The sequence below is a fragment of the Pseudoalteromonas sp. T1lg76 genome (assembly GCF_002964725.1).
Classification (GTDB): Bacteria; Pseudomonadota; Gammaproteobacteria; order Enterobacterales; family Alteromonadaceae; genus Pseudoalteromonas.
In genome coordinates, this window is the sequence record NZ_PQCE01000013.1 from 89,139 (window position 1) to 102,440 (window position 13,302).

12 protein-coding genes, 1 tRNA gene and 1 pseudogene are annotated in these 13,302 nt (G+C 50.7%); 2 read left to right on the forward strand and 12 right to left on the reverse strand.

Annotated features, from left to right (window positions below; translation table 11 throughout):
* Positions 1-117 precede the first annotated feature (117 nt).
* Complete coding sequence (locus tag C2M35_RS15655; RefSeq protein ID WP_158677925.1) at positions 118-285, forward strand: hypothetical protein; 168 nt, start codon at positions 118-120, stop codon at positions 283-285.
* 12 nt (positions 286-297) lie between these two features.
* Here C2M35_RS15655 and C2M35_RS06225 read toward each other — a convergent pair whose 3' ends face one another.
* From C2M35_RS06225 to C2M35_RS06275, 11 genes and pseudogenes are all read right to left on the reverse strand, one after another.
* A complete protein-coding gene (locus tag C2M35_RS06225; protein ID WP_105200102.1) occupies positions 298-1,614 on the reverse strand; it encodes an adenylosuccinate synthase in 1,317 nt (438 codons plus the stop codon).
* A 125-nt stretch (positions 1,615-1,739) separates the two neighbouring features.
* Positions 1,740-1,934, reverse strand: a complete 195-nt coding sequence (locus tag C2M35_RS06230; RefSeq protein ID WP_105200101.1) for a DUF2065 domain-containing protein — start codon at positions 1,932-1,934, stop codon at positions 1,740-1,742.
* 75 nt (positions 1,935-2,009) lie between these two features.
* Complete coding sequence (gene hflC / locus C2M35_RS06235; RefSeq protein WP_105264858.1) at positions 2,010-2,888, reverse strand: protease modulator HflC; 879 nt, start codon at positions 2,886-2,888, stop codon at positions 2,010-2,012.
* Between the two features lie 2 nt (positions 2,889-2,890).
* Positions 2,891-4,063, reverse strand: a complete 1,173-nt coding sequence (gene hflK, locus C2M35_RS06240; RefSeq protein ID WP_105200099.1) for an FtsH protease activity modulator HflK — start codon at positions 4,061-4,063, stop codon at positions 2,891-2,893.
* A 142-nt stretch (positions 4,064-4,205) separates the two neighbouring features.
* Positions 4,206-5,489 carry a ribosome rescue GTPase HflX gene (gene hflX / locus C2M35_RS06245; protein ID WP_105200098.1) on the reverse strand — a complete coding sequence of 428 codons (1,284 nt, stop codon included), beginning with the start codon at positions 5,487-5,489 and terminating at the stop codon, positions 4,206-4,208.
* An 11-nt stretch (positions 5,490-5,500) separates the two neighbouring features.
* Positions 5,501-5,767 carry an RNA chaperone Hfq gene (gene hfq, locus C2M35_RS06250; protein WP_105187956.1) on the reverse strand — a complete coding sequence of 89 codons (267 nt, stop codon included), beginning with the start codon at positions 5,765-5,767 and terminating at the stop codon, positions 5,501-5,503.
* A gap of 79 nt (positions 5,768-5,846) precedes the next feature.
* On the reverse strand, positions 5,847-6,764 hold the full coding sequence (gene miaA, locus C2M35_RS06255) for a tRNA (adenosine(37)-N6)-dimethylallyltransferase MiaA (RefSeq protein WP_105258149.1): 918 nt from the start codon (positions 6,762-6,764) through the stop codon (positions 5,847-5,849).
* A gap of 5 nt (positions 6,765-6,769) precedes the next feature.
* Positions 6,770-8,617, reverse strand: a complete 1,848-nt coding sequence (mutL, locus tag C2M35_RS06260; RefSeq protein ID WP_105264859.1) for a DNA mismatch repair endonuclease MutL — start codon at positions 8,615-8,617, stop codon at positions 6,770-6,772.
* Positions 8,618-8,625: 8 nt separating this feature from the next.
* Positions 8,626-9,965 (reverse strand): annotated as a pseudogene (locus tag C2M35_RS06265) (N-acetylmuramoyl-L-alanine amidase).
* Positions 9,958-10,428 (reverse strand): tRNA (adenosine(37)-N6)-threonylcarbamoyltransferase complex ATPase subunit type 1 TsaE, encoded by a 471-nt coding sequence (gene tsaE, locus C2M35_RS06270; RefSeq protein WP_105200095.1) that lies wholly within the window; start codon positions 10,426-10,428, stop codon positions 9,958-9,960. Before tsaE ends, C2M35_RS06265 begins: the two are co-directional and overlap by 8 nt.
* A 7-nt stretch (positions 10,429-10,435) precedes the next feature.
* Positions 10,436-11,923 (reverse strand): NAD(P)H-hydrate dehydratase, encoded by a 1,488-nt coding sequence (locus C2M35_RS06275; RefSeq protein ID WP_105264860.1) that lies wholly within the window; start codon positions 11,921-11,923, stop codon positions 10,436-10,438.
* Between the two features lie 12 nt (positions 11,924-11,935).
* Here C2M35_RS06275 and queG point away from each other — a divergent pair, with 12 nt between their 5' ends.
* Positions 11,936-13,102, forward strand: a complete 1,167-nt coding sequence (gene queG, locus C2M35_RS06280) for a tRNA epoxyqueuosine(34) reductase QueG (protein WP_105264861.1) — start codon at positions 11,936-11,938, stop codon at positions 13,100-13,102.
* Positions 13,103-13,220: 118 nt separating this feature from the next.
* Here the strand turns inward: queG and C2M35_RS06285 are convergent.
* A tRNA-Gly gene (locus C2M35_RS06285) sits at positions 13,221-13,296 on the reverse strand.
* Between the last annotated feature and the right edge of the window lie 6 nt (positions 13,297-13,302).

A 13,302-nucleotide genomic window follows, 5' to 3' on the forward strand; every position in this document is an offset into this window, starting at 1 on the left:
TTTATGCTGTTATTTTAACCCATATAAGAAAAAGGCAACAGGGAATTACTGTTAAAGTTTTGGGTCGATTGGGCTTTTAAATCAAATTGAGGCTCTTTCCCGCAACAAGAATGCCGTGTGCAAGGTGAAGCCTTGCCCAGGTTAGAGCTAAGAAAACAACAAGCGGTACGTAAAAACGCCAACGCTGCTGTGACATTTTTCGCTTGGCGCCACTTAAAGGCAAAAGCAGTAACAAAATTTCAAAATTTGGGCACAAAAAAAGCTGCCGAAGCAGCTTTTTTCTAACGCATTTGGTAATTACTCACCGAATGGGTTGCGTACTATCATGGTCTCAACACGGTCTGGACCGGTAGAGATGATATCAACAGGTACGCCTGTGATTTCTTCGATACGCTTGATGTAGTCGATTGCTGCTTTAGGCAGGTCTTCAACACGAGTCACACCGAAAGTGTTTTCGCTCCAGCCCGGCATTTCTTCGTATACAGGCGTTACCTTCTCGTAGCCTTCAGCGGCAAGCGGAGTTACGTTGGTAACTGTGCCATCTTCAAGCTGGTAGCCAGTACAGATCTTGATGGTTTCGATACCGTCAAGTACGTCAAGCTTGGTCATACAGAAGCCTGAGATGCTGTTTATCTGCACTGCACGACGCATAGCCACGGCATCAAACCAACCAGTACGACGCAGACGACCTGTGGTCGCGCCGAACTCGTGACCCTTCTCACCTAGGTGCTTACCAACTGGGTCTTGCTTATCAAGGCCGTCGTAAAGCTCTGTAGGGAATGGGCCTGAACCAACACGAGTAGTGTAGGCTTTTACGATACCTAGTACGTAGTCCAGGTTTAATGGACCAAAACCAGCACCTGTCGCCACACCACCAGCAGTGGTGTTTGAAGAAGTTACATACGGATATGTACCGTGGTCGATGTCAAGAAGTGTACCTTGAGCACCTTCAAACAGGATGTTTTCACCGTTTGCGCGCGCTTGGTCAAGCAGCTCGGTAACGTCAACAACCATAGCTTTAAGGATCTCAGCCACAGCCATAGCGTCATCGAATGTCTTCTGGAAGTCGACCGGCTCAACCTTGTAGTAATTTTCTAAAGTGAAGTTGTGGTACTCAAGGATCTCGCGTAGTTTGTTCGCGAATTGCTCTGGGTTGAACAAATCACCAACACGCAGACCACGACGTGCTACCTTGTCCTCGTAGGCAGGACCGATACCACGACCAGTAGTACCAATGGCTTTATCGCCACGTGCTTTTTCACGCGCAACATCAAGTGCTACGTGATAAGGCAAGATCAGCGGACAAGCTTCAGAAATTAGAAGACGCTCACGCACAGGTACGCCACGCTCTTCAAGCATGCCGATTTCTCTCATTAATGCGTCTGGAGCAAGTACAACACCGTTACCAATGATACATTTAACGTTGTCACGCAGTACACCCGATGGGATCAAGTGCAGTACGGTTTTCTCACCATTGATCACTAGCGTGTGACCAGCATTGTGACCACCTTGGTAGCGTACTACTAAAGATGCTTTATCTGTAAGAAGGTCAACAACCTTCCCTTTCCCTTCGTCACCCCACTGGGTGCCTAATACAACGACGTTTTTACCCATTGCAAATTCACTTAGAAAAAATTAGGCGCAGATTTTACCAGAAAAGAGGGCCAGAGATCACCCCGTTTTGGCTATTTTTTCCGCTAATAGTTTTTTTACTTTTTACTCATAGGGCTAGCAAGGGATTAACCTGGTTGCACAAAGTGAAATAACACCGCGCCAATGAGTATTAAAATTATGCCGACCACCTTCAGAGTCCGCTCATCGGTCTGCACTATCTGCAGTAAATAAGCGCGCCACTGTTTTGGAAATAGCGCCGGCCCCAGGCCTTCAAATATCAGCATTAATGCTACGGCACTTAAAAATAATTGCCAGCTCATTTAGCCTCCACCAATTAAAATAATGGCAAAAAAAAGCCCCGAGACTAAATCTCAGGGCTTTTAAAAATGGAGTGATTACTGCGCCGAGGCGTTCTTCATGTATTTGAAGAATTCGCTGTTGGGCTCTATCACCATCACATCTTGTTTATTCTTAAAGGTGTTTTTATACGCATCAAGACTACGCAGGAAACCGAAGAATTCAGGATCCTTGTTGTAGGCATCGGCATAAATTTTTGCCGCCTGGGCATCACCTTCACCGCGCACAGAGCGGGCATTACGCTCGGCATCCGCCAGCATAACCGTCACGCGACGATCCACTTCGGCGCGCAGCTCTTCGGCTTTTTCCTGACCCTGTGAGCGGTGTTCTTTCGCTACCGCGGTACGCTCGGCGCGCATACGCTGGTAGATTGAGCTGCTCACTTCGTCTGGCAGGTTGATTTGCTTCACGCGCACGTCCAGCACTTCAATACCCAACTCGCGGGCACTTTCCGAGGCCTGAATTAAGGCATCCGCCATCAGCTCGCTACGCTCACCAGAAACGATTTCACGAATAGTACGAGCACCAAAGTTGGTACGCAGGCCATTGTTTACCTTTTGCTTAAGCAGGGTTTCCGCATAGTTCTTATCACCGCGAGTACGCAGGTAATAATCACTAAAGTCTTGAACGCGCCACTTCACGTAAGAATCAACGATCAAATCTTTTTTCTCGCTGGTTACAAAGCGATCCGGTGCACCATCCAAGGTTTGAATACGGGCATCCAGTTTGCGCACCTGAGCCACAAAGGGCACCTTAAAGTGCAGACCCGGCTCATACACCACGGCGTTATCGCTGTCGTCTTTTTGCACCTTGCTGAATAGCAAAACAATGGCTCTTTGTCCTTCCGGCACCACAAATACCGAAGAAAAAGAAAATACCACAGCAGCAATAATGAGGATTAAACTAAAATTTCTCACTTTTATCGTCCTCCATTAAAGCGGTCTTTAGCGAAACGGTCATTACCTGAATTCACCTGGCTGTTTTGCGATGAATTGGTGCCTAGCTTGTTACGTAAATCCTGGATGGTATTGGCATTTGGTAAAGTTACTTTTTTACCTGACGAATGCTGCTCCATGATTTTATCCAAAGGCAGATACATCATGTTGTTGCCGCCTTTCACGTCAACCAAGACTTTAGAGCTGCTGCCAAGCACCTGCTCCATGGCATCAATATACAAACGCTGGCGTGTTACCTGCTTAGCACTTTGATACTCAGGTAGCAGCTTTTCAAAACGCGCCACCTCACCCTGAGCTTCCAAAGTTACACGCTCACGGTAGGCTTCCGCTTCCTGGGTCATACGCGTAACCCGACCACGGGCACGAGGCTCGATTTCACGGGCATAGGCTTCCGCTTCACGAATAAAGCGCTCTTCATCTTCTTGCGCGGCAATGGCGTCATCGAAGGCGTCTTTTACTTCCGACGGCGGGCGAGAGTCTTTAAAGTTCACGTCGGTAACAACCAGACCCAATTTATAAGGCTCGATAATACCGTTCAACTCTTCCCAAGTCTGCTGACGTACCACCTCACGGCCAGTGGTCAGTACCTGATCCATCTTCGCATGACCAACCACATAACGCAGGGCGCTATCCAGGGCTTGCTGAAGACTGTGATCCGCATCGGTAACACTGTACTTGTAAAGATAAGGGTCAAGCACACGATACTGAACTTCAAACTCAACGCTAACCACGTTCTCGTCTTCGGTCAGCATAAAGCCAGACGCCGACAGTGAACGTACCGCTTCGATATCCACGGGAATAACGTTTTCGATAAAGGTGGCTTTCCAACGCAGACCTGGCTCGGCGATACGGGCAAACTTACCAAACTGTAAGACCACACCACGTTCCGCTTCTTTTACGGTGTAAAAACCGCTCAAGGCCCAAATGATCAGCGCGATGATCACCACGATAAAGATGCCGGCGCCACCGACACCACCGCCTTTATTTCCGCCCTTGTTGCCGCCAAACAGACCGCCAAATTTATCGGAATACTTTTTCAGTACCTCGTCTAAATCAGGTGGGCCTTGGTCGCGACCGCCTTTATTGTCCCAAGGGTCTTTGCCGTTGCCATTGTTACCCGGCTCGTTCCAGGCCATAGCTCTACTCCATAGTTATCAATATTCGTTATTCGGGGTAATGCTAGCTTAGCATTACCTGCGTTGTCACAACGAGGCGTTAAACGCCCAGCTGTAAACAAAGAAAATCTTTAATGGTGCTACTTTAGCGTATTTTCCCATGCTAAGTAAGGTAGCTATCGATTTGTTCACCGATTTCCTTTTTCAACTTATTCCACTCGCTCATGGGTACATTCACCTGCAGCAACCAGTTGCCATCTTCGTCATGGTCTTCCTTGTTGATGCTGTTGAGGTTGTACAAGGCACCACGTAAACGCCCCTGGCTCGGCGGCACACACAACAAGGTGTTGAGCATTTGCTTAGCCAGCAATTCGCTGATCGCCTGCTTTAGCAGTTCAACCCCTTGACCCTGCTGCGCCGACAACCACACTCGACGTGGCTTGCCTTCGTCGTCTCTGTCAATACGCGGCTCAACATCTTCGAGTTGGTCAATTTTGTTGTACACCAGCAATTGCGGGATCTCGTTGGCCTCAATCTCCTCCAGCACTTCCTGTACCTGCTCGATGTTTTCTTTACGGCGAGGATCTGCCGCATCGATCACATGTAACTGAAGGTCCGCTTCACGGGTCTCGGTCAGTGTGGCTTTAAAGGCCGCCACCAGGTCATGGGGCAAATGGCGAATAAAGCCCACGGTATCGGCGAGGATCACACTGCCAATATCCGGCACTTCAAGCTTACGCAAAGTGGGGTCTAGGGTTGCAAACAGCTGATCCGCTGCATACACATCCGACTCGGTCAGGCGATTAAACAGGGTCGACTTACCGGCGTTGGTATAACCCACCAGAGAAACACCGGGAATTTCATTTCGATTTCGCGCACGACGCCCTTGTTCACGTTGTTTCGCTACTTTATCAAGACGTTTAAGGATGTTTTTAATACGTGCACGTAATAAACGGCGGTCGGTCTCAAGCTGGGTCTCACCAGGACCCCGTAAACCTATACCACCTTTTTGTCGCTCCAAGTGTGTCCAACCGCGGATCAAACGGGTGGAAATATGGCGTAGCTGCGCCAGTTCAACCTGGAGTTTACCTTCATGGGTACGCGCCCTTTGGGCGAAAATATCTAAAATCAACGCGGTTCTATCGAGCACGCGGCATTTGCACACTCGCTCTAGGTTGCGCTCTTGTGATGGGCTTAATTCGTGATTGAATATAATGACATCTGCGTTGTGGGATTGGACAATCTCAGCGATTTCTTCTGCTTTACCCGTGCCGACGAATAGCTTGGGATGTGGTGCCTGACGGCTGCCTTGCACAACCATCAGACTACTAACACCTGCAGAAGACACCAGCATTTCCAACTCTTGAAGGTCTTCTCTATCACCTTCATGGGGAAACTCTATGTGTACTAAGACTGCCTGTTCGCCGGCTTCATAACGGTCAAACAAGCACACTGCTCCTACTGATTAAAATTCCCTTCTTCTGACTCTGGCGCGTCTGTTCCTTGCGCACCGTGGAAATTAACTGAACGGGCCGGCACTACGGTCGAAATCGCGTGCTTATACACCATTTGGTTTACTGTGTTTTCAAGCAAGATCACAAATTGGTCAAATGACTGAATTTTACCTTGCAGTTTAATGCCGTTAACTAAAAAGATAGAAACAGGAACACGTTCACGACGTAACGCATTCAAAAATGGGTCTTGTAACGATTGGCCTTTTGCCATTGTTATTTTCCTTAGTTTATAGATGTTATTATGTAACTATATCTGGAACATACTTAAAACAAAAATCGTTCCAATAATACTAGCTTAGCGAACTTACTATACGTTGCAAGTTTTCACTATCCCCACTTTCAAGCCAGGTGAGGTCCGACCAACCGCGTAACCAGGTCAGCTGGCGTTTTGCTAACTGACGGGTTGCCGCAATGCCGCGAAAAACCATCTCATCATAGTCAATTTCACCGGCGATGTAATCCCACATTTGTCTATAGCCGACACAACGTATCGATGGCAAATCTGGATGCAAATCATCCCTGTTATATAAGGACAAAACTTCATTTTCAAACCCCTGCTCCAGCATTATTTTGAATCTTTTCTCAATACGCTGGTGTAGCACCTTGCGATCGCTTGGCGCAATGGCAAACTGATAAACAGGAAAATCAAGAGCTTGTGCCTTGTTTTGCTGTAACTCCGTCATGGTCTTGCCGCTAATGCGATACACCTCTAGGGCACGGTTAATACGCTGCGAATCATTGGCATTGATTTTCGCCGCGGCCTGCGGGTCTATCTGCTGCAGCTTCTGATGCAAGGCTGGCCAGCCTTGCTCCTTGGCTTCTTTTTCCAACTCGGCCCGCACCGCTTCATCCGCCTCGGGCAAAGGCGACAAGCCCTCAAGCAAGCCTTTGAAATACATCATGGTACCACCCACCAACAAGGGCACCTTGCCCTGAGCGTGCAGCTCCTTGATATGCGCCAGAGCATCGCTGCGAAAATCCGCCATGGAGTAACTTTCGGCCGGGTCGATAATATCGATTAATCGATGCGGCGCTTTTGCCAGCTCTTCGGCATTAGGTTTGGCCGTACCTATGTCCATGCCCTTATATACCAGGGCCGAGTCGACACTGATCACTTCGGTATCGAAGTGCTTGCAGAGCTCAATGGCTAGATCGGTTTTACCCGAGGCCGTTGGCCCCATTAAAAATATAACTGGCAGTGTACTCACGGAACTTAGACGCTTATTTGGTTGAGGTACTGGGATACGTCTATTTTAACGGCTTTTTGCTGTAAGTGCTGCATAATCTCGGGGCATTTTTGCAGCTGCAAGCGCCAGTTAAGAAAGTCCTGACCGTCAAAGTAAGTCTCCGGCACCTGACTTGCCAGCCATTGCAGCCAGGGCTGTTCGCCATCTTTTTCACTGAGCGGCGCCGCCAATACACACTCGATCACCTGTTTGGCGTCCACACTGTACAAACAGCTGGGTAAACGCTTGACCATCACATGCTGTTTTACCAGCTCCAGATCAAAGCCCAGCACCGCCAGCCAGGACTGACTTGCCTTCAGCCGGGTAAACTCTTCGCTATTGATAGCCACCCGCACCGGCAGTAACAGTGCCCTTCCAGGCAACTGCGCATCTTCTTCGAGCCCTTGCTGCCAAGCTGGTAATAACACACTGCGCCAATGGCCCAGGTAAAGCTCCCCTTCCTGGCTTAGGGCGCAGCGCCCCTGATTTAAAGGGAGAATGTCGACGTTTTGCCCTAGAGCTGTCGCTCCTGCTACTGGTGCGACCTGCTGCGCGGCCTGAGTAAAGCTATGTGCCTGCACCTCGCTAATGCCCTGATAATAGCGATTAGCCTGTTCAATTTGTGCCGCTTTGGGCGCTGAGCCAGGGGCTTTAGCACCATAGCCCGCACTCGCATTGCCGCCACCCGATGACGCCCTAGGTGAAGCTGATGAAGCGCTTGCCCAAGTTTGAGATTCATTCTGCGGCTGCATAAGCTGGGGCTGTAAATGGGATTTCGGATAATCACCATACTCAATCGGCGTCGCGGCTTGTGTTGGCAGCTGCGCTTCCTGGTGGCCAAACAGGCTTTGCTCTGTGGTGATTAACTGCTGCACCGCCTGCAAAATAAAGTCATGCACCAGGCGCGCCTGATGGAAACGCACCTCGTGTTTAGCCGGATGCACATTCACATCCACCTGGCGCGGGTCGATTTCCAAATACAGTACAAAGGCCGGCACATGGGTGGCGCCCACATGCTCTTCAAAGGCCTGGCGAATTGCATGCAAGATCAGCTTATCGCGCATCATGCGGCCATTTACATAGGTGTATTGCGGCTCGGTTTGAGTTTCCTGAGGCATGATCCAGCCGTGCAAATACAGGCCCTGTTCGCCACTTTGCAGGTGCATGCCCTGCTCGGCAAAGCCCTTGCCGGCGACCTGTGCAATACGCTTCACCGCCTGCTCTTCGGACACAGGGCGATACTGACGTACCACCTTGCCGTTGTGCGTTAAGGTCAGAGCGATATCGAGGCGGCTGAGGGCTATACGCTTAAGCAGTTCATCGATATGGCTAAACTCGGTCTTTTCGGTACGTAAAAATTTGCGCCGCGCCGGGGTATTAAAAAACAGATCTTTTACTTCGATACTGGTGCCGTCCGGATGCGCCGTCGGCTGTACCTGCACCGCCATATCCCGCCCCTCGGCAAAGGCCTGCCAGGCTTCTGCTTGCGCTGCGGGCTTGGATTTAAGCGTCAGTCGAGAGACCGAGCTGATCGACGCCAGGGCTTCACCACGAAAGCCCAAAGAGCAAATATTTTCCAGATCATCGAGACTTTTCAGCTTACTGGTGGCATGACGCGATAGCGCCAGGGTGAGCTCGTCTTTGGCAATACCGCTGCCATTATCACTAATACGAATAAGCTTATGGCCGCCGCGCTCAATGTCGACGCGAATGCGGGTAGCACCAGCATCCAGGCTGTTTTCAACCAGCTCTTTAACCACGGACGCAGGGCGCTCAACAACCTCACCGGCGGCGATTTGGTTAGCCAAACGCGCCGGTAATATCTCTATACTCATAAGCTCACTTAGGTGCTGGGAATGGTCAGTACCTGGCCGATATAGACCCGATCTGATTTGAGTTTGTTAGCCCGCTTCAGGTCGCTCACCGATACACCATAACGGCTGGCAACCACGCTTAACGACTCACCACGGGAGATCTTGTGGCGAGTTGGATTCTGCGCCTTAATGGTGGCGAACAGGGAATCATCCGGCGGATTTTGCTGATAATAGCCGCGGATCGATTTAAACACAGCCTGTGCCAGCTTTTCCTGATGCCCCGCCGAAAGCAATAAACGCTCTTCCTGTGGGTTGGAAATAAAGCCGGTTTCAACCAAGATCGACGGAATATCCGGTGATTTCAATACCCCAAAACTCGCCGCTTGAGGCTGGCGCTTATGCATTTTCGCGACCTTGCTCAACTCTTTAACCGCTGCCTCGGCAATCTTAAATCCGGTTTTCATGGAATGATCCATGGACATATCGAGCAGCGTCTGCGCCAGGTATTTTTCACTGGCGGTATCGCGAATCACATCCGCAGCACACCAAGAAGTTCGGAATGCTTTTCCCTGTCTTCCAGCCATTTACCGATTTCCGAGTTAGCCCGACGCAGCGACAACACCCACACCGAAGCCCCTCTTGGCTGCGGACTGGTGAAAGCATCCGCGTGAATGGAAACCAGGAAGTCAGCCTTGCTTTCACGGGCCTTGGCGCTACGTGAGTTGACCTTGATAAAGTAATCGCCACTGCGCACCAAATGCGCCTTCATGCCACGCTCGGCATTAATCAAACGCTCCAGGCGCTTGGCGATTTTCAAGGTGATGTCTTTTTCAAAGGTGCCGCTGGGGCCGACAGAACCGGGATCTTCACCGCCATGACCGGCATCTATGGCAATCACTATGTCACGATTGGTTTCAAGCAGGCGATTCTTAGGTGTTTTCTCGGCGCTTTGGTTGTCGCTTTTATCGTACAGGTCGATCACCAAGCGGTCTTTATAGGGACCAGTTGGTGCCAGAGCAAAGAGCACGGGCTTTGTCGGTTTAAGTAATTCAAACACCACTCGGGTAGAGCCGGCTTTTTTTGGCTTGCTGGCGCGGATCACATCAACGAGTTGATGCTTTTTTTCTATGTTCGGAAAGTCGCTGTGTCGGGCGGTGTTATTAATATCCACCACCAGGCGCCGCGGATTACTGAGCATAAAAAAGCTGTAATCCGGCTTTTCGGCCATATCGAATACGATGCGGGTACTATCCGGCGACGGCCAAACCCGCACCCCTTCAATTTTATTCTGTGCCGATGCGGCCGCAGCCCACAGCACTAGTATGCAACTTAAGGTAATCTTGCTCGCGGTTATAATTGTTTTAAGCATTGCCTTTTAACTTCGTTACTATGTCAGCGCCTCGCTCGGTGTCGGCAAGAATGCTGATCTCACGCGCTTCGCCGTTATACTCTAAGGTGATTTTTAAATCGGCGCGAGGGATCATCCCGGCACCCTTACTTGGCCACTCTAGAATACATACGGCACTATTATCAAAATAATCCCGGATCCCCATAAACTCCAGTTCTTCGGGATCAGCTAATCGATATAAATCAAAATGATATATATTGACCTCGGGCAGTTCGTAAGGTTCCACCAAGGTATAGGTGGGACTCTTAACCTTGCCTTTATGGCCCAGCCCTTGCACTAAACCGCGACTCAAGGTGGTTTTACCCGCCCCCAGATCGCCATAAAGATAAATCACCACACCGCCCGCCACAAACTTGGCGAGAGTGTTGCCAAAAGCCACGGTGGCCGCTTCATCGGCTAAATACTGGTGAAATTCATGACTCATCTATTGCTTATCCTACTAATGCTCTTAAAACTGGGAATAAATCGCTGGCTAATAGCCCCTTGCCGCCTTGTGCCGCCGCCTGCTCGGCAGCAAACCCATGCAAGTAGGCACCAAGGCATGTCGCATCCTGAGCACTCAGGCCCTGGGCTAATAAAGCAGCTATAATACCAGATAATACATCACCCATCCCAGCACTCGCTAGTACCTCGCTGCCACTGCTGTTGATCCACAGCCTTTGCTCACAAGCAATCAAGGTACCCGGCCCTTTTAACAACGCGGTTGCCCGATAATGCTTTACCAGCTCGGTTAGCGCCGCAAAGCGGTTAGCTTCAACTTCAGCCACCGAGGTATTCAACAGCCTGGCCGCCTCTTTTGGGTGCGGCGTCAAAACGGCTTTTTCTAGTTCCTGAGGGTTTTGCGCCAGCAGGTTAAGGGCATCGGCATCAAGCACCTTTACTTTATCCTTGCCCTGCTTTAGCACCTGCTGCAGTAAGGTTTGAGCCCATTGGCGCTGCCCCAGTCCGGGCCCTACCACCAGCACCGAAGCCTTGTCGATCAGTGGCATCAATTGCTCCTGCGTCTCAACCCCATGCACCATCAACTCAAAACGCCCCTGCAAAACCGCCATGACATTTTCCGGGTGGGTCGCCACACTGACCAGGCCGGCACCGCAACGCAGCGCTGCCTCACTGGCCAAACGCGCCGCTCCGGCCATGCCTGGGCCACCACCTATCACCAGCACATGACCGGCATTATTTTTATGGGCACAGGGCTGGCGCTGCGGGCGTTTTCTCATCATCTCATCATGAATTAGGCGACGCGCCTTCGGCATACAGATATGAGCAAAGGCCTGATCCACGCCCAAAGGCGCAAACCAGAGTAAGCCACATTGCGCCTTGGCTCGTCCGGTGAGCATCCCCTGTTTTAAGCCGATAAAGGTCAGGGTATGGTGCGCGGCAAAAGCGCCGGGGTAAACCTCACCGCTTGTGGCATTTACGCCACTGGGAACATCGATGGCAATACGCACCGCACGCAATTCATTAAGATGTGTAAAGGTGTCTTGCAGCTCCGGGCTCAGAGGGCGATCCAGACCAATGCCAAAGACACCGTCTATGATCAACTCAAACTGGTGCAAATTGGGCTTGGCCACGCACTCACCACCGCCATTTTTATAGCGCTGCATCATTTCTTTGGCGTCGCTTCCCAAGTGAGCTAAGGATAACAGGGGCCACACCTGCACAGAGTAACCGGCACGTCTTAGTTGCTCGGCAACAACGAAACCATCGCCGCCATTATTGCCGCTGCCCACCAGCACCAGCACTCGCTGGTTATTGGCATAATGGGCCTGCACCCAGGCCGCTACAGCGCCACCAGCGGTTGCCATCAGCTCTGTCATGCTAATGCCGCAGTGCTTGGCCGCATGCGCCTCGTTTTCTCTTAACTGTTGGGGGCTATAAGCCTGCTGTGGTAAATTAGTACTGTAGTTAAGATACATGGTTGTTTACTTTTGCCTCAAGACACTATCAATTATCCTGAACTAGCCCAGCAAATTAAGCAATGGGCAAGCGAACTGGGTTTTGCCGACGCGGCGATCTGCGATATCGATTTGCGCCAGCATGAAGCTCAGCTGCAACGCTGGCTCGATTTAGGGTATCACGGCGAAATGAACTTTATGGCCGAGCATGGCACCAAACGTTCTCGCCCGGACGAACTGGTGCCGGGCACGCAGCGGGTGATCTCCCTAAAAATGCACTATCTGCCCCCCGATGCAGGCTTTGCCAAAACCTTAAAGGACCCAAATCTGGCTTATATTAGTCGCTACGCCCTGGGACGCGATTACCATAAGCTTATGCGCAACCGCATTAAGAAACTAGGAGAGCGCATCAGCGAGCAGGTAGAAAGTCTTGGCTTTCGCCCCTTTGTCGACTCGGCTCCTGTATTAGAGCGCCAGCTGGCCGCCAAGGCCGGGCTTGGTTTTACCGGCAAACACAGCTTAATTATCGATAAGCAGGCCGGCTCCTGGTTCTTCTTGGGTGAATTGTTTGTCGATATTCCCCTGCCCGTGGATGACCCCACCGAGCGCTCAGCCAGCCAAGGGGACTGTGGCAACTGCGTGGCCTGCATGACCATGTGCCCTACCGGCGCCATAGTAGAACCCTTTGTGGTCGATGCCCGCAAATGTATTTCCTACCTGACCATAGAGCTTAAAGGCGCTATCCCCGAGCAGTACCGTCAGGCCATGGGCAACCGTATTTATGGCTGTGATGATTGCCAGCTGATCTGCCCTTGGAATCGCTATGGCCAAATCACCGCCGAGCAAGACTTTCATGCCCGAGCGCAATTACGCGATAAAAGTCTGCTTGCCCTCTTTGCTTGGGACGAAGCGACCTTTTTAAAGAATACCGAAGGCAGCCCGATACGCCGCATCGGTCATCAACGCTGGCTTCGCAATATTGCCGTAGCTCTGGGTAACGCCCCTTATGATCAAGCCATAGTGCAAGCCCTTGAGGAGCAGCTAGATGAAGTCGATGATTTGGTCGGCGAGCATATTCAATGGGCATTAGCGCAGCAACAACGAAAAGCACAAGCCATAGAGGTCAAGGTAATTAGCACACAAAAGAAAACTCAGCGACTTGTTCGCGCCGTTGAAAAAGGCTTAGTTCGAGACGCGTAGTTCGGGACCTCTAGCTAGGACGAGCAATTAAGGATTCGAAGTTATAAATACCACGCACGACAAGGCATTGGTAAATTTTTGCTGTTAAAAAGAGGGATTTTTATTTAATGGGGAAAATTGGAGCGGCACACGAGGTTCGAACTCGTGACCTCAACCTTGGCAAGGTTGCGCTCTACCAGCTGAGCTAGTGCCGCTTCATA